Consider the following 21,472-nt stretch of genomic DNA (forward strand, 5'->3'; position numbering starts at 1 on the left):
GCGCATCGCCATCGCCTGTTCTTTAGGGGGCCTGTTAGGGGGCCTGAAATTTCCCGAAAATTGCCATCTTCTGCGCCTAAGGAGTTACCAGTGCTGTCCGGGGCGCAGAGTGTTTCGGCAGGGTGTGTTAAAGAACTGAGAGGGTGGAGTTGGTGGCGGACACAAGCTTTGATGAGCGCGCGGCCTATATTGTCGCAAAAGCACAAGAGACCCTGGGCAAAACCCCGGACCGGATCACCACGCCGGGCGGCAAGTCCCGCTCCTCTATGCGACTGCATTTTGGCGACGACAGAGCCATTGCCACTCTGCGGGAGAATTTTCGCCGCACCCATCTGGAAGCCTATGTGCTGGAAAAGCTGGGGCCCCACTGCGATGACATCCCCCGGGTTCTGGGCGTCAATGAAGATGTGCTGTTTCAGTCTGACACTGGCGAGATCCGGCTGAGCAGCGAAGTGTTGGAGCATAATGAGAGCGACCAGGTGGAACTGGCAGCTGAGGCCTGCGCTGCGATCTTTCGTATTCACGCCGCCGCCCGCCAGACCGATCTGGCAGAGATGCTGCCGCATCTGGGCTCGAACCGGGATTGGATCATCAATCTGGTGGGATCCGTTGATGCCCTGCAGGCCTATTCCATGGGTATCCCCAAGGAGTTTGATTTTGTTGCCGTAGCCGAACGCATGGATCAGCCGGGGCGGCAATTTCTGAAATGGGATTGCCGGGCGGGCAATGCCGCCATTGGCGACGATGGCTTTGTGCGCTGGTTTGATTTTGAATATGCCGGCCTGCGTCATGGCGCCGAGGATTTTGCCTGGCTCATTGCCGATGAAACCTGGCCGGTGTCGCCAGATAAAATGGCTGATGTGATGATCGACACCTATGATCATGGTTCTGGCTATGACATCGCTGACTACCTGGATTATCTGTCTGTCTATGTCACTCTGCATGCGGTGCAGCGGCTGAAATTGATCCAGAAGGAAGTCAAAAAACGCGGCTGGCTCAGCAAGACACGGGTGATCAAATATGATGATGCCGGGGTCCACCCGGATTATGCGCGCCAACTCTGCCGGGTTGGGGCCTATTATGCGGCGCAGTCAAAACTGACCGCGCCCCTGGCCCGCAATTTTGAGGCTGCCGGGCGCGCCTTTCAGGCCATCGCAGACGGCTAATCCGCTTGCGGCATCACAGCCCCATCTGGCGCACCGCGAGGTCGCGCATGATCTCTTCTGATCCGCCGCCGATGGCCATGACCTTGACCTCGCGGTAGATGCGCTCCACCCGGTTGCCGCGCAGATATCCGGCGCCGCCCAGGATCTGCATCGCCTCAGAGGCGCAGTATTCGCAGGCCTTGGTGGCAAAGAATTTGGCCTTGCTCAGCTCGGCCACCGGCATATCGCCCTGATTGACCTGCCAGCAGATCATCCGCAGTGTCGCCTCAACCGCATCAATGCGGGCCGACATCTCGGCGATCTTGTGGCGGATCACCTGATGACGGATCAGCTTTTTGCCAAAGGTCTCGCGCTCCTGCGCCCAGGTGATACTGTCCTCTAGGCAGGCCTTCATCATGCCCAGAACCCCGGCAATCAGGTTGATCCGCTCCATGTTGAAATTGTTCATGATGGCCAGAAACCCGGTGCCTTCCTCCCCCATCATGTTGCTGGCAGGCACGCGGACCTCATCCAGAAACAGCGTTGCCTGATCCGAACACCACCAGCCCATCTTGCGGGTCAAGGCCGTGCGGGAAAAGCCAGGGGTATCCGCCTCGACAAAAAACAGGGAAATGCCCTCCAGCCCAGCACCGCCGGTGCGGGCCGGGATGACAAAATAGTCAGAGGTCATGCCGCCGGTGATGAAGGTCTTGGAGCCATTGATCACCCAGTGATTGCCATCGCGCCGGGCCGTGGTTTTGAGGTTGGCCACATCCGAGCCGCCCCCGGGTTCGGTGACCCCCAATGAGGAGCCTTTGCGCCCGGCCAGGATTTCCGGCAGCACCCGCTGGCGGATCTCCTCATCGGCCAGCCGTGCAATCGGTTCAACTGAAATGGTGCGCCCGGCCAGAGCCGCAGTTACTCCGCCAGCACCGCAGCGGGCCATTTCTTCGCTATAGGCCACGCGCAGAAAGCAATCATCAAAGCCAAGGCCGCCATATTTTTCGTCAATGCCAAACCCCCAGACGCCAAATGCACCAATCTTCTGGTGCAGCTCCCAGGGGACTGTGCCTGCCTCGTCCCAGTCGTCGCAATAGGGCTGGATTTCTGTTTCGACAAAGGCCCGGATGGTATCGCGAAAGGCCCGGTGCTCTGACGTTTCAAAGGGATTCTTCATCTGTGTCTCCGTTAGGGCTGCGCGCAGACAAATGCGGCGCCATGATGCGGCCAAATAGCGCCACCATCTTGGTTATGATTTTTGGGTCGCGCTCAAAAGGAGCCTGGCTGTGCAAGCCGCGCATGAAACTCCGGCAGATCGACCAGAGCAGCGTCAGCTCATCCTCATGGCCTTCGGCGGCTTGGTAGAGGTTGGCGATATTGCGGTTGAATTCGTCGTTGTAGCTCCAAAGCGAGGGGGTGATGCGGCTGTTCAGCACCTGATCGGTGCGGGCTGCCACCAGAATTTCCATCAAAGCGCGGCCTTCGCGGGTGTTGATCACCCGGCTCCACAGCGCATGCAATTGGTCCTGCAGGCTGCTCCCGGCATCAGAGGGGCGCAGCAGGTTCGCCTCTTGGTCATTTGGCTCCGAGGCGCCACGCACCGGCGCCAGCAGGTGTTCGAGGGTTTTCACCATCATTTCTTCTTTGGAGGGAAAATGATGGGTGAGTGCACCACGGGAGACCCCGGCCAGGGTTTGCACCCGGTTGATGGAGCATTCCGAATAGCCGACCTCGTCGAGCGCGGTGATCACGGCATCAAAGATTTTGCCACGGGTGCGGGCCACACGCGCCGGGTTGCCGCGCATGGGCGGGCTGTCGCTGGAGGTGACGTTCGGTTGGTCTTCGGTTCCTGGGCACATCAGCATATCCTTTTGACGAATCGTTAAACAGAACGGTTGGTCTGTTCAATCACATGAATTTGGGTCAGACGCAGCGGAATTTGATCAAGAGAGGGCACGAAACATGCAACAAGCCGAAGATTTCCGAGCTGAGAGCCAGGCTCTGGCTGCTGTGTTACAGGACCTGCCCGAGGCGGATCTGCACCGGGTTACCCTGTTCAAGGAGTGGACAATCGACCATGTGCTTGGGCATTTGCATCTGTTCAATGTGGCGGCTGAAACCTCGCTGCAGGGGGAGGCGGCCTTTGCGACATTTATTGGCCCAATTGTGAAGAACATGCAGGCCGGTATGTCGATTTTGCAGTGTCAGTTTCCCTGGCTTGACGGTTTGTCAGGCCGCGCCCTGTTCGAAGCCTGGCAGGCCGGGGCCGAGAGCTGTGCTGATGCCTTTGCGCAGGCTGACCCCAAAGCGCGGGTGAAATGGGTGGGGCCGGAGATGAGCGCGCTGAGCTCGATCACCGCGCGCCAGATGGAGACCTGGGCCCATGGTCAGGAGGTGTTTGATCTGTTGGGGGTAGAGCGGCAGGAGCAGGACCGCATCCGCAATATCGCCCATCTGGGCGTGTCGACCTATGGCTGGACCTTTCTCAACCGCAAAGAGCCGGTGCCCGAACCCGCCCCCTTTGTCGAGTTGACCGGTCCTTCTGGTGCCGTCTGGACCTGGAATGATCCGCAACAGGACAACGTGGTGCGCGGGTCTGCGGTGGAGTTTGCCCAGGTGGTGACCCAGGTGCGCAACATCGCCGATACTGGTCTTGAGACCCAGGGAGGCACTGCCGCGCGCTGGATGGCAATCGCCCAGTGTTTTGCCGGTCCGGCTGAAACACCACCCGCAAAGGGGGCACGTCACAAGGCATAAGGTCCAAGCGAGATCGCGCAGTCAGGTCGCTTGAGAGCCAGGAGCGGAAGCCCGCAAGCTTCTGCCCAAAAAACGGGGGGCTCCCGCGCAGATTTGTCCCCTTTGGGGGACTGCATCCCCTTGGGCCCAGCGCCGCCGCCCTGCAGGGCGGCGGCGCTGCACCGTGAGGTGGACAAGACCCAGTCTGCGGCTGGCGTAGAAACCTTGCTTCTTTTGAGCGGACTGACCCTTCTCCTCCTAGGGAGCAGGCGCCGCTTTCTCCGCTTGTCGCCTGGCTTGCATCAACCCTTCGATCGCCATCCGATCGGGATGGGCCTGGGTGGCAGGCAGGCCCTGTGCCGCGAAGGCGGCCATATAAGGGGCGGCCAAGTGGTCGGGGGCGACCAAGGCGAGGTTTTGCCCCAGCCAATAGGCCCGCGCGGCGGCCAGCTCTGCCCCAAGTAGATAGCCCCACAACAAGCCGGCGGCTTCTGTCGTATTGGGCTCTGGGGCAAGCTGACTGGCGCGCAGTTCGGCCAGCCGGGTGGCCAAGCGTTCGGGGCGCGACATGGTATCGGCAACGCCCTGTGCCAAAGCGCTTTCGGACCATTGCACAGGCACTTCGAGGCGCGCTGCCAAGGCGGAATAGAGACCGGTCGTCAGGGTGCTTTGAAAGCTGACAACCTCAGCGGCGCTGACCTGAACCCAATGTGTCACCTCGCCAGGCAGGCAGATCACCCCGTCCCATTTGGGATTGAGCGCCACAAAGCCGGCGATCTGCGCGGTGCTCTCTTGCATCAGGCCTGCCGGGGTCTTTTGCTGCAGGCCGGGAAGCACCAGCAGCTGCCAGCGATCCAGAGCCAACTGGGTGAGGGGCAGATCCCCCGGTGTGGCGGGGACCGCGACCGCTGCAGAGGCGGGGGGGAGACCACAGACCAAAACCGGGGCCGAGTTGGGCGCGTCCAAGTTTGGCACCTGGGCCTGACCCAGCGCAGCGGATAAATCCTGCTCAGGGGGCGCGGAAGTGCGGGCAAAGCTGTGTTGCTTTACCATCTGCCCGGCGGCGCGGAGCCATATGGATATTTCGGCATCGCCAATCAGAGCGGCGGTGCAATCTGTCTGGCGATGTGATGCGCCCATTGTTTGACGATCCTTTTGTACCTGTGGCGGTGCAAACCGGCAGTTGGCCATAGCCGAGGCTGAGCACCGGAATTTGCCCTGCAGTCATACTGGTGCACGCGTCGGGTTTCAAACTGCTAGAGGAAACCTGTGACCGAACAGGGCAGGGATAAGCAGCCAAGGGGCGATGCGGCGGCATAGAATCAGACATTTTGGCGTCGAAAACAAGAACTAGGGTTTCATGGTTGCGGCGGTATTTGGGGATAGTTTATAATCAAAAGGCTAGATTGTTTCCGCTATTGGCTAGGCAAGGCCCCTTTTTGCCGTAATCGCTAAGCTTTGGTTATAATTCTCATTAATTCGGTTAGATTTATTCTTGTCACGGAATGCGGTAGCTTGAAAGAGCCACAGGGGTATTCAACTCCGGCATTCATCAGGGGCGAAACATGTGGGGGCATGGTTCGGCAACACCCAGAACGTGATGACATTACCCGCGTCGCTGTTGTTGCGGGTTTTGAAAATACAAAGAGCTGACGGCCCTGGGGTTTCCCCGGAGCTTGAGCTGTGAGCGCATGGGGTGATGATGAAAGATTTTGTATCAAACGCAACGGAGCAGGCGTTGACCGCTCCTGGGCTGGCGCTGTCTGGCGTGCGCGTCACTGGGCGTTCCTCTTTGATCTGTGCTGCCGTGCCTGCTACCGCTGTTCCTGCTGTCGGCACCGGGATCAGCCAGGCATTGGCGATTGCGCGCAGTAAAAACTCTGGCTACGCCTTGGCTGGCAAGCGGCTGTTGGACCTGGGCTTGGTCTTGTTGGCGCTGCCTGTCGCCTTGCCGATTATTGTCCTGTCTGCTGTGATGCTCTGGCTGGAAAGCGGATTGCCCTTCTATAGCCAGGATCGGTTGGGGCAGCATGGCAAGCGTTTCCGTATCTATAAACTGCGGACCATGGTGCGGGACGCGGATGCCCGCTTGCAGAGCTACCTGGACAGCGATCCAGAGCTCCGCCAGGAATGGGAAACAACCCAAAAGCTTAAACATGATCCGCGGATTACCCGTGTCGGGCGGTTTTTGCGCATGACCTCGCTGGATGAGCTGCCACAGCTTTGGAATGTGGTGACCGGCACGATGAGCCTGGTTGGCCCGCGCCCGATGCTGCCCGAACAGCTGGCTTTGTATGGTGAGGCCGCCGCCTATTTTGCCGTCAAGCCTGGCATCACCGGGATCTGGCAGGTCTCGGCCCGCAACGAGAGCAGCTTTGCCTCGCGGGCCAAGGCTGATGTGGATTACCTGCGTCAAATGGGGGTGCAGCAAGACTTGAACCTTATTTGGCGCACCTTTGGCGTCGTTGCCAAGGGGACTGGATATTAATCCGGGACATTCAACCGGAGCCTGGCGCGCTGGCCGGGGCGCAGGGCAAGGTGGGGCACTGGATATTAATCTCTTTGCCTTTGACTGCGAGACGGTTGGGACCAGTGGGCCGGATACGACAGGGCGGGGGCGCGACGTTGGAATTGTCAGGAGATGACGCATGAAGCATTTTGCTGTATCAGCCTCTGATGGCACTCCGGCCCGTCCAGGGGGTGCAGGAGATGATCCGAACAACACAACGCCTGCCTTGGATAGGGGTGGTGAGGACCGTATGACGCAAAAGGGGTACAAGACGTTTCGCCGCCGCAACACAGCAGCGCGGCAACAGGCTGGTCCAACAGTCGACGCAGCCGCAAACCCGGTGAGCGCAGAGCCAACTCCGGCCCCTTCTGCACCGTCAAAACAGCCAGACCCGGCCCCAAAGGCCGCTCAGAACAGAACTCGGGAGACCGCTCAGACCAAGGGGGCAACCCCGGTCAAAGGCGCGAACCCGGCCCAGGAGGTAAACCAGGAGCCTGCGCCGCAACTGGACAACCCACAGCCTGCTGTCGCGGCCAAGCCCCGCACAGAGCCCGCGCGACCTGCACGGGCCAAACCGCGGTTGGAACTGGACCGGCAGGCACGTGTTGACCTGCCGCAGGAGCCCCCCATCGGTTTGCCAACCCGTTTTGATCCCTGGTTGCAGATACCGCAGGTTCCCTTTGATTTTCTGGGACAAAAACCGTCACGCCTGCCGCTGGTAAGCGCCTTTCGGGCCTCGCCGACAGCGCGGGCCTTTGATTTGCTGCGCACCCGGTTGCTGCACAGCCTCAAGGCCCATGGCTGGAAACGGGTGGCGGTCACCAGCCCTGCTGCAGGCGGCGGTACCACCTTTTGCGCGGTCAATCTGGCGCTGAGCCTGGCGCGGGTGCCGCAAAGCCGTACCCTGTTGATGGATATGAACTTTCGCAATCCCGGCATCGCCGCTGCACTGGGTATTCCGCCCCATGGCGATATGGCGGCTTTCCTGGCCGGTGAAGTGCCGCTGAGCCAGCAATTGCAACGCCTGTCCGAGTCGCTGGCGGTGGGAAGCAATTGTCATCCCGATCACAATGCCTCGGATATCCTGCATGATCGCCGCGCCGCAGATGTGATCTCCACCATGATCGACGAGACCCAGGCCGACACGGTGCTGTTTGATCTGCCGCCGGTGCTGGAGCATGATGATGTCACCGCTTTTCTGCCGCAGGTGGACGGGGTGCTGTTGATTTCCGATGGAGACCGGACCACCGCTGCTGAACTTGCCGCCTGCGAAAAGATGTTGGCGGGCCACGCGCCCTTGCTGGGTGTGGTGCTGAACAAGGCGCAACAGTCCGACAAGACGCAAGTTACCCCCTAAAACCCTCATTTCCACGTTGCAGCGCCCGGTCAGAGCCACAGTTTTGCCCGGTTGCTGTGCTGTAAGGTCTGGTGAATACAACCGCTGCGCGCTGGCCTGATGGGGCAAAGGCTGGCAGGATGACAGATGTGACGACAAGGTGAGCTGACCCATGGGCCTGATTTATTCGCTGGCAGATTTTTTGGATATGTTGCGCCGCCGCGCTGCGGTCATTTTGTATGTCATCGCGGCGGGCAGCATTCTGTCGCTCTGGGTGGCGCTCAATCAACAGCATATGTACCACAGCGCCGAAGTGATCCAGGTCACGCGGCCAACCATCGCTGACGATCTGGCCAAATCCACAGTCGAAGGCTCCTCGGCGCGGCGGATGCAGTTGATCGAACAGCGCTTGATGGCCCGTGCCACTCTGCTGGATATCATCGACAAATTTGCGCTCTACGCGGATCTGCCCAGTCTCACACCAACTGAAAAGGTAGTGATGCTGCGCCAGGCCGTGAGCATCACCGGCGTGGCAGCGGTGCGCGAAGGCTTTGCCGATGACGGCACCATTTCGGTGCTGACCATCACGGCCTTGATGCCGACGGCGCAACAGGCGCAGCAGGTGGCCAGCGAATTTGGCCGCCGCACCATCGAGCTGAGCGTCAGCAGCCGAATTGCCCAGGCGCGCGAAACCCTGAGCTTCTTTGCCGAAAAGGAAGCGGCCCTGGCCAGTCAAGTGTCGGCGCTGGAAGATGAAATTTCGGCCTTTCACGCCGCCAATGACGTGGCCCAGCCTGGAACCGTGGAGTTTCGGCGCAGCGAAGTGGCAACCATCAACGAAAGCCTGCTGGATATCGAACGCGAAAAGATCCTGATCCGGCGCACCGCCGATCAGGCCAGCGCCTCGGAACGCCCGGCAACCGCACGCCGAGTGCTGGCCGATGCGCAGGACAAGCTCAACACTCTGGATGCGCAACGGGATCTTTTGAGCCAACGCAAGGATGAGCTGGAAGCAGCGCTGCAAACCACCCCGGAGGTGCAGCGGCAGCTGGGGGTTTACAGTCGACAGATGGAAGCCTTGCAAGGTGAACTGGAGGTCGTGTCGACCCGTCGTAACGAGGCCGAAGTGGGCTTTCGTCTGGAAACCTCGCGCCAGGGCGAACGCCTGACGGTGCTGGAACCCGCAGGGCTTGCGGATTACCCGTCAACTTCGGCGCGCAAAAACAAGGCTTTGATGGGCGGCATTGCCAGTGTTCTCGCAGGGCTGGCCTTTGCCTTTGTGCTGGAACTGCGCGCACCAGTGCTGCGCTCTGCGGCGCAGATGGAGCGCGAAACCGGTCTGGCGCCGGTGGCGTCGATCCCGGTGTTGGAGACCAAACCACGGGGCCGGGGGCTGTGGGGCATTATGCGCGCCTGGCGACGGCTGCTGCCACAGAAACTGGCGCGCCGCTGATCTGGCAGGGCTGCCAGCAAAAGCGATTGCGCAGCCGGGGCAGGCCAAACGGGGCAGGCCAAAATGGCTGTCTGTGGCGGAAAAGGCCAGACAATCCGCATTGGTATCGTGCATCGATTTGGTTTTGATGACGGGCGCCTGCGCCCTCTAGGCAAGCCGGGACCGAGCCGCTACCTTGGCCAAAACCAACTGGCTGACTGGAGTATAGGCCTTTGAAAGTTGCTTATGTTCTAAATAGTTACCCGCAGCCCTCCCATAGTTTTATCCGTCGGGAAATTCAGGCGCTGGAGCGTCAGGGAATTGCCGTGCTGCGCCTGGCCATGCGACCCGGATCCGCGCCCTTGGTGGATCCGGGTGATCAAGCAGAGGCGGGGCAGACCGAGTATGTTTTGCATCGGGGTCTGCTGCCCTTGCTGCTGGCGCTTTTGCGCCGGGGCGTGGCGGCACCGGCGGTGTTCCTGCGGGCAATGGCTTTGGCCATTCGGCTGGGGCGGGTGTCACAGGCCGGGGTCTTGCGGCACCTGATCTATCTGGCGGAGGCCTGCTATGTGGCGGAGCGCTGCCGGGCCGAGGGCGTTGATCACATGCATGCGCATTTTGGCACCAATGCCACGGCGGTGGCGCTGCTGGCACAGGCGCTGGGCGGGCCGGGGTACAGTTTCACCACCCATGGCCCGGAAGAGTTTGACGCCCCTGTGGCACTCTCCCTGGGAGAAAAGATCAACCGGGCGCGCTTTGCCGTGGCGATCAGCAGTTTTGGCAAAAGCCAGCTCAGCCGCTGGGCAGATTTTGCGGTGTGGGACAGGCTGAAGGTGGTGCATTGCGGCATTGAACCGGCGCGGTTTGAAGCCGCGGCGCCGCTGCCGGAGGGGCCGCTGCGGCTGGCAGCCATTGGCCGCTTTGTGGAGCAAAAGGGCCAGATGGTGCTGGTGCGCGCCATGGCCGAGGTGGTGCGGACCCATCCGCAGGTACATTTGGCGCTGATCGGCGATGGCGAGATGCGCGCCGATCTGGAAGTCGCAATTGCCGCCGCTGGATTGCAGAACAACGTGACCCTGACTGGGTGGTTGTCCGAGGCGGGCGTGCGCGCAGAGCTGGCCGCGTCTCATGCCCTGGTGATGCCCTCCTTTGCCGAAGGCCTGCCCATGGTGGTGATGGAGGCCATGGCCGCAGCCCGTCCCGTTCTGGCGACCTATATTGCCGGCACGCCTGAGCTGGTTTTGCCCGGCAAGACCGGTTGGTTGGTCCCGGCGGGCGATGCGCAGATCCTGGCCGCCGCAATTGCCGAACTGGCAGAGGTTCCTGCGGCGCAGATGGCGAGCTTGGGCGCGGCGGCACGTGAGCGGGTTCTGGAGCGCCACGACAGCGATATCGAGGCGGGTAAGCTGGCTGATCTGTTCCGGGAGGCCTGCCAGGGCAAGAGGGGCTCCCGCGCGCTTTGATTGTTTCTGACGAAACCACCAAAGCGCTTGGGCCCGGCGCCGCGCTAAAGCGCGGCGCGTCAGCGCCGGTAGCAGCGCAGCGTGTCATGGCAGGCGCCTCAGAAGGGGCGCGGAGGGATCAGCGTCCGCGTGTCCAGCGTTGGCGGCTGCGAAACAGTGGAGATTTTACCGCCAAAGACACCAGCGCATAGGCGGCAAAGCCGATGGGATCCTGCAGCAAGAGCTTGAACAGCTGCCCCGCAGGGAGCGGTGTTTTATCATCATTGGCCAGCAGTTGGGGGTATTTTTCATTCAGCTCTGCGACGCCCGCATTCTGTCGCCGCCGCACCCGGGTCAGATTGCGCAGCCCTTCGACCATTGGCCAGGAGTAGCGCGCGGGCAGTTTGATCCGCTCATGTTCTGTGAAAGAAAGCCGGGCAAAGGTGTCGTCGGCAATAATATCGGGCCAATCCTGCCAGCGCGCCCGCCCGGCGCGGTTCATCGCAAACAGGCCAAAGCCAGGGGTGCCGGTTTGGACAAAAGGCAGGCGCATCCAAAACCTGCCATAGGCGCGGGTCAAAGCGCTTTGGGCGGGTGCGATAACAGGGGTGCCGCTGGCATAACAGGGCTGAGCTTGGGCCTGGGCTTGGGGGTGGATCTGGGCGTCGCCAAGCGCAGTGGCGATCTGACCGATCAAGGCGGGATCAACGATGACATCGGCATCCAGATAGACCAGCACCGCTCCGCGTGCCTCTGCATCGCCTGCATTCAGCGCCTTGAGCTTGTTTCCTTCTGGCAGCTCGATCACGCGGAGCGTCCACTGGGGGGCGGCAGCCTGCGCCGCTGCAATTCTGGCGGTGGCATCGCTGCAGCCATTGGCCAGGATCAGAACTTCACCCTGCATCCCCACAGGCAGTGCGGAGGCAAACAGCGCCGCAAGGCAGTCGGCGATGTAGCTAGCCTCGTTATGGGCTGGGATCAACACGCTCACCTGTGGCTGGGTGGTGGCGGTTGGCGGGTTTGTTTGCGGGTCTGTTGTGGCAGGGGAGGCGCTCATTTTACGGATTCCAATGCAGACCAGCGCGGGTTGTCATCGCTGAGGCTCCGCAGGGCGCCCCAGCTGCCCCATTTGCCGGGAACCGCCACATCCGCATAGGCAACAAACAGCGTGCCGCCCAGCTCTTGCCAGCCGCTGAGCAGCCTTACATAGAGTGCTCCCATCTCGGGCGTGTAGTTGAAATGGGTAAAGAACCCGGTGAGCACCTCATCCTCGGTCATTGGGCCAATGCCAACCACATGACTGCCGCCCTCATACATGATCAGATCCAGCCCATGCTGATCGGCTACAGCACGGTGGTAGGGCAAAACGCGGCCCAGCAAATCGCTGAGCGTATCAGTGGCGTCGCCGGTGACCAGGCCATCAGTCAGCTCGGCGGCGGCCTGGACGCTGGCAACATCATATTGGTGGTCGGCAATGAATTGTTCGGCCTCTGTCCCACTTAACCCCTGGGCGGCGGCAGCTGTGCGGGCGTGTAGCTGGCTGTCGGCGATCCAGGCCCGCAGGATTGGGGCGCGTTCCTTTATCCCCAGAATGCCGCCAAAATATCCGGTGACCGCATAGGCATCAAAATAGGCAGCAGGGGCCTCGCGGTCGGCGGCTTCGGCCACCCACAGCGGCGCTGTCAGGATTTGCTCTTCCAGCCCCAGCCAGCCGGTCTGGGTGGCCAACACCCGCACCAAACGTGTGGGTGATGCCGCGCCGAAGACCTCGGTCCAAATCTGCGAAACCTCTGCGGCGCGGCCACCGTAGAATTGCACCCATAAATCCTTGCCGCCCCAGCGCGCCTGCGCCTGCGCATCGGCCCAATTCGCCTGGTCGAACTGCCAGTTCCAGACCTCGTTGGAATATTCGACATAGGCTTTGAGATCAAAATCCAGCCCCGCCTTAACCGCGCGGGCAAAGTTGCGGATATAGCTGTCATCGGCGCGGTGGGGCATGTTGAACCAGCCATCGGCGCCCAGCTCATTCACCAGCGCTAGCATCACTTCCAGCGGTACGCCCTTGCGGCCCCAGCTGTAATCGCTGACCAGGGGGCGGTCCTCCCAGCCGGTGAGGCGCGAATCATTGGTGCCCATCCAATCCATAAAACGCAGCACCGCAAACCCGTCCAAAATCTCCAACCAGTCCGGGTTGAAAATCTCGCCAGCGGCATAGCGCGGCAGGTGCTCTTCCTTGACCACGGTGATATTGCGCGGGTAGTCGCCTCCCTTGTCGATGCGCTGCAGCCGGATTTCGACCGGGCCGGGACCGGGGGTGAAATCAAACGAGACCTCGCCCTTGCCATAGCGCTGATTGCGCGCCCGTCCTGAGACCTCGACTATGCCCTCGCCGTCAAAGCGCAGCACATAGCGCCCGGCCAAACTATGCGCGCTCTCGGGTAGGTCCGTCAGGATCACCGTCCCGATCGAGCCCAGCTCGGGCGGCAGCGCAGTGGGCCAGCCCGCCGCGTCCAGATAGCCGGCCTGGGCCAGATCTGCCTCGTTGGCGCCGCCCCACTGGCCGGGCAGATGCCCGATCCAGGGACGCGCGGTCTTGAAGTGATCCAGAAACGGTGCCTGTGGGCTCCAATCGGCCACCGACATCAGGTTCATCGCAATGGGCTGGCGGTTGGGGGGCTGGGGCGCCACAGCGTGCCGCTGCTGTGGCAGCTCTTCCGGGACTGGGCTGTTCAACTGGGCCAGCTCAGGCTCCTTGGGCAGCGGCGCGGGCTCATCGGGCAGAGCCGCAGAGGCGGTATCACTGCCGCCGGCTGCGGCCCAGGCCAGCCTTTGAAGCTGCCGCGCCAAAGCCTCAGACGGGGCGGTGTAACCCTGTCGCCAGCGGTCCTGCAGCCGATGGGGCAGCCCCCGTGGGTCCTGTCCGGTCAGCACCGCATATTGCACCAGGCTGAGGTAGTAAAACCCCAGCGCATTGGGGTGGATATCGTCGGAAAATACCTGCGAAATGGACTGCAGCCCGGGCAGGGTGCCGGCGGTGATGGCATCATCCAGCAGTGCCATGGCCTGGCCTGCAGGCAGCAGGCGCACGGTGCCGCTGGTGGCCGCGTTTACATCATCGACCAGAGCCTGCCAGCGTGGCAGATCCTGCTCGAGCCGCTGCCGCCAGGGGGTTGCAGCGCCTTCGTCAAAGGGTACCTCGGTGCCAGTGCCGCTGTTGAGACTGTGCCAGGTCTCTTGCAGGTAGAACTGCACATCCGGGTTGGCGCTGCGGGCCAGCTCATAGAACTGGGTCACGGCTTCTTCGGAGTTGCTCCATTTCAAGTGATTGGCCAGCGGGATTGCCTCAGTGACGATCACCGCATCCACAGGCGCGGTCAGCCGCTGGCGGGCATTGATGCCTTCGGCGCTTTCGGCGTGTTGCCAATTGTAGCTGAGCGGCGCGCCATTGATGATCTGGGCCTCGACCGTGACCGGTGCGGTTGCACCCGGCTGTTTCGCCAGTAGCTGTTGCAGCATTTGCGGATTGTCCGGGCCAAACAGCGAATGTCCGACCATCACCACCGAGGTGATCAGCGCCTCAAGGTTCATGCCCCACCTCCTGCCTGCGCCGCCAAGGCGAGACCTGTGCGGGGCTGGGCCAAGACCACCTGCCAGACGATCCGTTGCACCTGTTCTGCGGCTGTCGCCGACAGGCTCTGCGCGGCGCTGCCATCCGCCCGGCTGAGCTGGTGTGGCAGCCCCAGGGGCGCACGTTGATAGAGCACCGCAAAATGGGTGAGCGCCACCACATAGGCGCCCAGATCATTGATGTGGATGGTATCCAACGCGCCTGTTTCACTGCGGGCAAACAGATCCTCGCGGGCGTTCAGCCCGTCGATCTCGCCCGCCTTAGCGGCGCGGGCAACTGCAGCCATGACCTGTCCTGCCGGGATCAGATAGGCGGGGCGGTCGGGCGCCGCGCGGCTGTCTGTCCCTGTTAGCTGTTGCAGCCAAAGTCGATCGAGGTCACTGGCAATGCGGCTGTCCCAGCCTTCCGGGTCGTTCAGGTGGTGCCAGGTTTCATACAGGTAGACACGGGTTTTGGCGGCGCCAGCGCGGGCCAGACTGGCCCAGCGGTGAAAATATTCGGCACCGTCAAAATAGCGGATGGCGTCGCGCAGTTCGACCATTTCTGTTAGCACTACGGCATCATAATCGCCGGAGCCAATGGCTTCACGCGCCGCGCGAAAGGCAGGCGGCTGATTGCTGGTTTCAAAGTCTAGGATCGCCAGGTCCGGTTCCCAATGCTGTTTCAGATTGGTGCCGGATCCCAGCTGGCTGTTCCAGCGATGGCCCTGAGGGGCAAGTTGCGCCAGCATATGCGGCATGTCCGGCCCCACCAGGGAATGGCCAAGATGATAGACACGCAACGGCCCCTGGGGCGGAGCCAGCACCGGCACTGGCGGCAGCGCGCTGGGCCGCCACCAGCGGGCCAGTGGCCAGAGAGCAAGCAGGGCGGGAACCGCCAAAAGGACGCGACGTGATATCATGGATCAGCTCCGCAGCTCGGCCGTGGTGACGATCAGGCCCGCCCCAATGGCAAAGCGCCCTGAGATGTGGTCGCCACAGGTGAAAGGCGGCTGATCGGCACAGAAACGGGCCGAAAACCGGCACTCCGAAAGGTCGATTGTCAGCTCCATCCCGTCAAACCCATAGAATCTTTCGCTGACTGTGAACTGGCACTTATAGGCGGCTTCCTTGGCGGAAAACACCAGTTTGGCCAGTTGGCCGGGATTGTCCTGTTGGCGCAGCCAGTCCTGTTCCTGCGCCGAGCAGATCGCGGGCCAAAGCTCATCTGCCAGGGGTTTGTCCTCTTCCACATCGATGCCCAGCCCCTGAACCGGGCCCTTGGCGGCGACCACAGCCATGGCGCAGCTGCGGGTATGGGTGATCGATCCGACCAGCGCGGAGGGCCAGAGCGGGGCGCGGTTCTTGGCTACGGGAATGGCAACGGGGGCATGGCCCAGCTGCGCCATCGCCTGATGCGCGGCAGCGCGCCCGGCAGCAAATTCGCGGCGGCGTTTGTCCACCGCATTGGGGGACAAACAGGCGGTCTCGGCGGCAAAGGGCGCTGGCGGATCCGCCAGCGGGTTGACCAGCGCCAATCCGACATCCCTGTCAAAGAGCGGGCGCACCAAGGCCAGCCGGGCCATTTCCTGTGGTGAACTTTCTGCCGTCATCCTGCTCGTGCTTTGCGGTTTGCCCGCATCGCCCGCCGTTTCGACATGGTGTCGGATTTGGCGGCCTGCGCGGCCTCGTCTTCTACCGGATCATCGGGTTTTGTGCTGCCGCCTGCAAGGGTCTCGATATGGGTGGCGAGCCCGGCGAGGGTTGGGAAGCGGAAGATATCGGTGATCGACAGTTTGTTGACCCCCAGTGCCGTCCGAATGTCGCGGTGCGATTGCACCGCCAGCAGCGAATGGCCGCCCAGAGCAAAGAAGTTATCCTGCGCGCCAATCCCGTCTACGCCCAGAATTCGGGACCAGACCTTGGCAATCTCGGCCTGTACCCCAGCGCCAAGGGGTGCCACTTCTGCCGCCGCTTGGGGCGCTTTGGGCGCAACCAATTTCGGATCAGGCAGCGCCTTGCGGTCGATTTTCTTGTTCGGGGTCAGCGGGAAAGCATCAAGCGCCACAAGATGAGAGGGCACCATGACGGCGGCAAGATGGCGGGACAGGTTCTGCTTGATCGCGGTCAGATCCGCCGGTTTGTCGCTGTCTTGGGTGATGTAACCCACCAGTTGCGCGCTATCGCCCAACTGTCGCTCGACCACAACCGCGCCGGTGACATGGGGCTGGCTGGCCAGGGCGGCTTCGATCTCACCCAGCTCAATGCGCTGGCCACGGATCTTCACCTGATGATCGGTGCGCCCCAGGAAGGCCAGCTGGCCCGCAGCCGTCCACCGGACCAAATCGCCAGTGCGGTAAAGGGGGCCAGTTGCAAAGGGCAGCTGCACAAAGCGATCTGCAGTCATCTCAGCCCGTTGCCAATAGCCCGAGGTGACACCAGTGCCGCCAATATACAGCTCACCCGCCGCCCCCATGGGCACCGGGCGCTGAGCGGCGTCCAGCACATAGACCTGGGTATTGGCCAGCGGCGTGCCGATAACGGCGGTGCCGCCAGACAGATCATACTGACCAGACAGAGGGGTCGAGGTGGACCAGATGGTGGTCTCAGTAGGGCCATACATATTGTGCAGCTGCGCCGGCGTCGCCTCCTGCAAGGCGCCGACGAGATCCCCCGGCAGGGCTTCGCCGCCCACCAAAAGATGCTTGAGTCGCCCCAGCACCATGCGGGCCTCATCATCCTGCACCAGCATCCTTGCCATCGAGGGGGTGCACTGCATATGGCTGACAGCGTGGCGCATCATCTGCGCCGAGAGGGAAAAGTCATCCGGTGCCAGCTCTTGCGGGGTATTGGCGCGGCGCAGCACTTCGGCCAGCGGCTTCAATCCCTCCAGCACCACTTCTGGCGCAATGCCATAGTCGATCAGACAGGCGATCTCATCAACGCCGATACGTTTCAACTGCTCGGTGCGGACCAGGGCGTCTTCAACGGTGCCAAACAGGCCAGACTCCTCAAAATAACGCTCAAAGGCAAACTCCAGGATGGCCTCCAGCTCCTCCGCGCTCAGCCCGTCCAGTTGCATATCAAAGGCGTTATTGACCCCCTTGGGCCGTTTGAAGGCGGGGAAGGCCCAGGCGTATTGCTTGATCAAGCCGGCGGCCGAGCGCAGGTAATCCTTCATCGGTTCACGGGCGATGCGGCGGGATTCTTCGCGGGTTTCAGCCAGATAGCTGTGTAGCATCAGCGTCACCTTGAAATCCGCCGGATCATGGCCCGCAGCGCGCAGGGCGTCGTGATAGATGCGGATCTTGCCGCCGACTTCCTCAATGCTTTGCCCCAACAGATGGGTCAGCACATTGGCGCCAATCTCACCAGCTTCGCGCCAGGTGTCGGGGTTGCCAGCGGTGGTGATCCAGACCGGCAGCTCCCGCGATACCGGGCGCGGCTGGGTGACAACACCATGCATGGAGCCATCCTTGCGGGGAAACTCCACCTCGTCACCGCGCCACAGTTTGCGCAGGGTCTCAATACAGTCATACATCGCGGGTTTGTTGGCCGGCGGGGTGTTTTCCGGGCGTAGCACAAAATCATCGGGCTGCCAGCCCGCAGCAATGCCCAGTCCGGCACGGCCATTGGTCAGGTTGTCGATCACCGACCATTCCTCGGCCACACGGGCGGGATGGTGCAGTGGCGCCACACAGGACCCGGCGCGCACGCTGAGATTGCTTGTGACCGCCGCCACCGCTGCCCCGGTCACGGCAGGGTTTGGGTAGGGGCCACCAAAGGCGTGGAAGTGGCGCTCAGGTGTCCACACCGCGTTAAAGCCATTGGCATCGGCAAACTTGGCGCCTTCCAGCAGCAGGTGGTATTTGCGCGGGCCTGGGCCATCGTCATTGCCCCAGTAAAACAGGTTGAAATCCATCCGCCGGTCCGAAGTCGCAATGGGTCCATTGGACAGCTCCAGGCGGCTTTCATCGCTGGAAAGCACCAGCTTAAAACCGCGTGACAGGGTCCAGAACAGCTCCAGCACCGAGATGTCAAAAGACAGCGAGGTCACCGCCAGCCAGGCATCCCCCGCCTTGTGAGGAATGCGCGCATCCATGGCGGCAAAGAAATTGGCCACATTGTCCTGGCGCACCATGACGCCCTTGGGGGTGCCGGTGGAGCCGGAAGTGTAGATGAGATAGGCGAGATCGGCGCCGGTTGCGGCGCTGGTGACGTTTGTCGTCACAGCCTCTGATGCTGACGGGCCATCCACTGGCAGGCTATCTACAGTGACGATTTTGGCCTGGGTTGCGGGCAGCTCTGCGCGCAGAGCATCCTGCGTGACGACAACGCTGGCCTGACTGTCCGACAGGTAATGGGCGATCCGGTCCCGGGGGTAGGCCGGGTCCAGCGGCACATAGGCGGCGCCGGTCTTGAGCACCGCCAGCGCCCCGACCATCAGATCGGCGGAGCGTTTAATATAGAGCCCCACATGGGCGCCGGGTTTGACGCCGATCTCCTGCAACTGGCGGGCCAGGGCATTGGCCCGGGCGTTGAGGCCCGCGTAGCTGTAGCTTTCGCCTTCAAACACCAGGGCTGTGGCCTCTGGCGTGCGGGCAACCTGGGCCTCAAATGCCGCTTGTATGGTTTCTTCGGCAGGCAGATCGCAGGCGGTCTGGTTCCAGTCTTCCAGCAGCACTCGGCGTTCTGTTTCCGGCAGGATCGACAGATCAGACAGGGGGCAATCCCCGCCAGAGCAGAGGAGAGATGCGATGACACCCAGCGCGCTTTCAAGCCGCGCGGCGAGCAGCTCCGTGGCCTGAGCATCGAGCCGGGTGTCATCTACATGTAGCGCCAAGGCGCTCTCAACCAGCGAAACGGTGGCGATGCAGCCTGGCAGGGCAGCATCCCGTTCCGCTGAGAACCCGATTGCCGGCATGTCTTGCGCGCAAAGCTCTGGGGCGCGGGCCACCAGATCCAGGGCAAAACCGCCAAACCTGCGGGCCTTTGCTACGTCTATATCTATCTGAGTCGCTAATCCGTTAACAGATGAATCGCGTGTCACCTGCAGCGGAATCCAGTTGGAAACCACCTGTGCTGCCGCGCCCTGAGCCGCCAGCGGTGTGGCAAAGGCGATATCGGCCTGATCTGCGCCAGTGCCCAGCAGCGCCCAGGCCAGGGTTGCGGCAAGGATCTGTGTTTCGGTGAGGTCAACACCGGCTTCTTGCGGCAAGGTCAGCGGATAGCGCGTGGTGCCTGCAGGCCTGTCATGGCGAGCGGCCAGCGGCACCGTGACGGGTTGCATCGCGGCCAAAACGCGGCGCCAATGAGCCTCGCTGCCTTGGCTCTGCCCCAGGGTGGTGGCGACGTCATTGGCCGCTTGATCATGCAGCGCCGGCAGCTGTTGGCCGGTTGTAAACAGGGTCGGCAGATCGAGGCTTTCGCCGTCAAGTGTGGTGATATCTTCCAGCGCAATGGCACCATCAGCGGTGGCAACGCTGACAACCGCGCCAGTCACGCTAAGCAGGGAGCCTGCCGGACTGCTGCCCTCAGTAGGGGTGGCCTTACCCACGCGCAAAACCTGATCAGACAGCAGCAGTTTGGCGCAGCCAAGTGGGTTCCAATAGGCGCCATAATCCAGCCCGCGCACAAGGCGGCTCAGGTTTTGACTGGTCTGGGAAAAATCCAGAATTCCCCCAGCGGCCGGACGGTGATCCCGGGCAAAATAGCTGCGCTGGGACAGATCCTGCGGCTGGCGATGCAGCGCATCCGTGCTCAGCTGCTCCAGCACCTCGCCAAAGCTGTCCATGGCAGCGGCGTAGCATTTGGAGTTGAGACTAAAGGCGGTCTCATCCTCGGCAATATCAAACAGGCGCTGGGCGAGGATGTCGCCCTCATCAATGCCGCCCTCCATCACATGCCAGGTAATGCCATGCTGCGCTTCGCCAGCCATAATCGCCCAGTTGGGTGTGTTCAGACCAGCATAGCGCGGCAGCGGGCCATCATGGAAATTCACCGCGCCTTTGCGCGCCAATGCCAGCACCGGATCTGGGATCACCCGCAGGTTGGCAATCGAGAGCAGCCAATCATACGCGTCAGTGACTTCAGTTGGGTCCGTGAGCACGGGCAGCGCCTTGCCCTCGGCCCAGGCGCGGATGTCGCTGTCGGTCGAAACCACCGCCTGAATCTGGTGGCCACGGGCCAGAACGGCTTCGGCGCAGCCGATCAATAGGGATTCATTGCCGATGACGACACAGGAAAATTGGCTCATTTTGGATCCTCCGAAACCGGGGAGTGAAGGCGCGTTTCACATGGGGGTGAGGGCTTGTGCGACACAGGCGCAAGGGAATGTGAGATAAGATCTTTCAGGAAATGATTGGGATCGGCCTGCGGCTTGCCCTGCACCAGACGGCGCAGTGCATAAAGACCGGTGCCAGCAATGCGGGCCAGGGTGGCAAGGGCGGCATAGGCGCGGCCATGGGATTTGGCAAAATAATGGCTGCGCGACTGGAACCAATAGGCAGGGGTGCGGTCCCAGTCTTTCATGCCGGTCGAGGCAGAGCCCAGATGGGCAACCTGACTGTCCGGCACATAATGGGTCCGCCAGCCCGCCTGGGCGGCGCGACGACACAGGTCGGTCTCTTCGAAGTAGAGGAAAAACGTCTCGTCAAAACCGCCGATATCTTCGATCACCTGGCGGCGGATCATCAGGCTGGCACCAGCGGTCCAATCCACCTGGGTTTGTGTCCGCGGCATCTCCATCGCCACCACCCAGGGGTGCAGCAGCCGGGTAAAGACACCGGTGCGTGCGGCCATTTCGAACTCACCCGCGATCGAGGGAAAGCGAAAGGCGGTGCGATGGGGTGTGCCATCGGTGCCATGCACAAAAGAGCCCGCCAGCCCGGCACCGGGGTGATCGGCCAGAAAATCACGCAGGGTGCGCATGGTCTGCCCCTGCACAAAGGCATCCGAATTCAGCAGGTAATAATAATCGGGTGCGGTGCCATCCGACAGGCCAGCGGCAAAGCCGATGTTCATGCCGGCACCAAAGCCACCATTGACCGGGGATTGCAGCAGTCTGATCTTGTCACTGGCCTGCCAGCCACGTTGCGCCGCCCCGGCCTGCAGCGCCTCCCAGGAGCCATCCCCCGAGCCATTGTCGATCACCAGAACCCCACCCGAAAGATCCGCCATCTCCACCAGGGCAGCCTCGGCAGCCCGGAGGGTCATCTCCGGGGTGCGGTAGTTCAGGATAATGGTGAGAATGCTGCCTGTGCTCAT

General features: G+C 62.0%; 15 protein-coding genes. 6 read left to right on the plus strand and 9 right to left on the minus strand.

Going from position 1 to position 21,472, the window contains the following annotated elements; genetic code table 11:
• Window positions 1–152: 152 nt before the first annotated feature.
• Window positions 153–1,166: a hypothetical protein gene (locus QZ268_RS02435; RefSeq protein WP_295447456.1), complete on the plus strand. Its 1,014-nt coding sequence runs from the start codon at window positions 153–155 to the stop codon at window positions 1,164–1,166.
• A gap of 13 nt (window positions 1,167–1,179) precedes the next feature.
• On the opposite strand, the gene QZ268_RS02440 is transcribed toward QZ268_RS02435, so the two are convergent.
• Window positions 1,180–2,322, minus strand: a complete 1,143-nt coding sequence (locus QZ268_RS02440) for an acyl-CoA dehydrogenase family protein (RefSeq protein WP_295447457.1) — start codon at window positions 2,320–2,322, stop codon at window positions 1,180–1,182.
• Window positions 2,306–3,004, minus strand: coding sequence for a TetR/AcrR family transcriptional regulator (locus tag QZ268_RS02445; RefSeq protein ID WP_295447459.1), 699 nt, complete (start codon window positions 3,002–3,004; stop codon window positions 2,306–2,308). Before QZ268_RS02445 ends, QZ268_RS02440 begins: the two co-directional genes overlap by 17 nt.
• A gap of 103 nt (window positions 3,005–3,107) precedes the next feature.
• Between QZ268_RS02445 and QZ268_RS02450 the strand changes: the two genes are divergently transcribed.
• Entirely contained in the window at window positions 3,108–3,902 is a 795-nt protein-coding gene (locus tag QZ268_RS02450) for a TIGR03084 family metal-binding protein (protein WP_295447461.1), read from the plus strand.
• Window positions 3,903–4,139: 237 nt separating this feature from the next.
• Here QZ268_RS02450 and QZ268_RS02455 read toward each other — a convergent pair whose 3' ends face one another.
• Window positions 4,140–5,021, minus strand: a complete 882-nt coding sequence (locus QZ268_RS02455) for a 2-dehydro-3-deoxygalactonokinase (RefSeq protein WP_295447463.1) — start codon at window positions 5,019–5,021, stop codon at window positions 4,140–4,142.
• Between the two features lie 562 nt (window positions 5,022–5,583).
• On the opposite strand from QZ268_RS02455, the gene QZ268_RS02460 reads away from it, so the two are divergent.
• From QZ268_RS02460 to QZ268_RS02475, 4 genes are all read left to right on the plus strand, one after another.
• Window positions 5,584–6,369, plus strand: coding sequence for a sugar transferase (locus QZ268_RS02460; protein WP_295447465.1), 786 nt, complete (start codon window positions 5,584–5,586; stop codon window positions 6,367–6,369).
• A gap of 160 nt (window positions 6,370–6,529) precedes the next feature.
• Window positions 6,530–7,747 carry an exopolysaccharide biosynthesis protein gene (locus tag QZ268_RS02465; RefSeq protein WP_349376551.1) on the plus strand — a complete coding sequence of 406 codons (1,218 nt, stop codon included), beginning with the start codon at window positions 6,530–6,532 and terminating at the stop codon, window positions 7,745–7,747.
• 151 nt (window positions 7,748–7,898) lie between these two features.
• On the plus strand, window positions 7,899–9,179 hold the full coding sequence (locus QZ268_RS02470) for a DUF874 domain-containing protein (protein ID WP_295447468.1): 1,281 nt from the start codon (window positions 7,899–7,901) through the stop codon (window positions 9,177–9,179).
• 212 nt (window positions 9,180–9,391) lie between these two features.
• Window positions 9,392–10,621, plus strand: a complete 1,230-nt coding sequence (locus QZ268_RS02475; RefSeq protein WP_295447470.1) for a glycosyltransferase — start codon at window positions 9,392–9,394, stop codon at window positions 10,619–10,621.
• A gap of 118 nt (window positions 10,622–10,739) precedes the next feature.
• On the opposite strand, the gene QZ268_RS02480 is transcribed toward QZ268_RS02475, so the two are convergent.
• From QZ268_RS02480 to QZ268_RS02505, 6 genes are read right to left on the minus strand one after another with little or no spacing between them, the layout of a single operon-like run.
• Window positions 10,740–11,657, minus strand: a complete 918-nt coding sequence (locus QZ268_RS02480; RefSeq protein WP_295447472.1) for a glycosyltransferase — start codon at window positions 11,655–11,657, stop codon at window positions 10,740–10,742.
• A complete protein-coding gene (locus tag QZ268_RS02485; RefSeq protein ID WP_295447474.1) occupies window positions 11,654–14,188 on the minus strand; it encodes a hypothetical protein in 2,535 nt (844 codons plus the stop codon). The genes QZ268_RS02480 and QZ268_RS02485 overlap by 4 nt, the downstream gene beginning before the upstream one ends.
• A complete protein-coding gene (locus QZ268_RS02490; protein WP_295447476.1) occupies window positions 14,185–15,129 on the minus strand; it encodes a hypothetical protein in 945 nt (314 codons plus the stop codon). The genes QZ268_RS02485 and QZ268_RS02490 overlap by 4 nt, the downstream gene beginning before the upstream one ends.
• A gap of 3 nt (window positions 15,130–15,132) precedes the next feature.
• A complete protein-coding gene (locus QZ268_RS02495) occupies window positions 15,133–15,819 on the minus strand; it encodes a 4'-phosphopantetheinyl transferase superfamily protein (RefSeq protein ID WP_295447478.1) in 687 nt (228 codons plus the stop codon).
• Window positions 15,816–20,462, minus strand: a complete 4,647-nt coding sequence (locus tag QZ268_RS02500; protein ID WP_295447480.1) for a MupA/Atu3671 family FMN-dependent luciferase-like monooxygenase — start codon at window positions 20,460–20,462, stop codon at window positions 15,816–15,818. The genes QZ268_RS02495 and QZ268_RS02500 overlap by 4 nt, the downstream gene beginning before the upstream one ends.
• Window positions 20,459–21,472 carry a glycosyltransferase family 2 protein gene (locus tag QZ268_RS02505; RefSeq protein WP_295447482.1) on the minus strand — a complete coding sequence of 338 codons (1,014 nt, stop codon included), beginning with the start codon at window positions 21,470–21,472 and terminating at the stop codon, window positions 20,459–20,461. Before QZ268_RS02505 ends, QZ268_RS02500 begins: the two co-directional genes overlap by 4 nt.

It is taken from the genome of uncultured Pseudophaeobacter sp. (assembly GCA_905479575.1).
Lineage (GTDB): Bacteria > Pseudomonadota > Alphaproteobacteria > Rhodobacterales > Rhodobacteraceae > Pseudophaeobacter.

Excerpts from the sequence above, each read along its gene's own strand:
- QZ268_RS02460 (WP_295447465.1), top strand. The coding sequence starts at position 5,584 with ATGAAAGATTTTGTATCAAACGCAACGGAGCAGGCGTTGACCGCTCCT.
- QZ268_RS02505 (WP_295447482.1), bottom strand. The coding sequence starts at position 21,472 with ATGAGCACAGGCAGCATTCTCACCATTATCCTGAACTACCGCACCCCG.
- QZ268_RS02490 (WP_295447476.1), bottom strand. The coding sequence starts at position 15,129 with ATGATATCACGTCGCGTCCTTTTGGCGGTTCCCGCCCTGCTTGCTCTC.
- QZ268_RS02465 (WP_349376551.1), top strand. The coding sequence starts at position 6,530 with ATGAAGCATTTTGCTGTATCAGCCTCTGATGGCACTCCGGCCCGTCCA.
- QZ268_RS02455 (WP_295447463.1), bottom strand. The coding sequence starts at position 5,021 with ATGGGCGCATCACATCGCCAGACAGATTGCACCGCCGCTCTGATTGGC.
- QZ268_RS02450 (WP_295447461.1), top strand. The coding sequence starts at position 3,108 with ATGCAACAAGCCGAAGATTTCCGAGCTGAGAGCCAGGCTCTGGCTGCT.
- QZ268_RS02485 (WP_295447474.1), bottom strand. The coding sequence starts at position 14,188 with ATGAACCTTGAGGCGCTGATCACCTCGGTGGTGATGGTCGGACATTCG.
- QZ268_RS02480 (WP_295447472.1), bottom strand. The coding sequence starts at position 11,657 with ATGAGCGCCTCCCCTGCCACAACAGACCCGCAAACAAACCCGCCAACC.
- QZ268_RS02495 (WP_295447478.1), bottom strand. The coding sequence starts at position 15,819 with ATGACGGCAGAAAGTTCACCACAGGAAATGGCCCGGCTGGCCTTGGTG.
- QZ268_RS02445 (WP_295447459.1), bottom strand. The coding sequence starts at position 3,004 with ATGTGCCCAGGAACCGAAGACCAACCGAACGTCACCTCCAGCGACAGC.
- QZ268_RS02470 (WP_295447468.1), top strand. The coding sequence starts at position 7,899 with ATGGGCCTGATTTATTCGCTGGCAGATTTTTTGGATATGTTGCGCCGC.
- QZ268_RS02440 (WP_295447457.1), bottom strand. The coding sequence starts at position 2,322 with ATGAAGAATCCCTTTGAAACGTCAGAGCACCGGGCCTTTCGCGATACC.
- QZ268_RS02500 (WP_295447480.1), bottom strand. The coding sequence starts at position 20,462 with ATGAGCCAATTTTCCTGTGTCGTCATCGGCAATGAATCCCTATTGATC.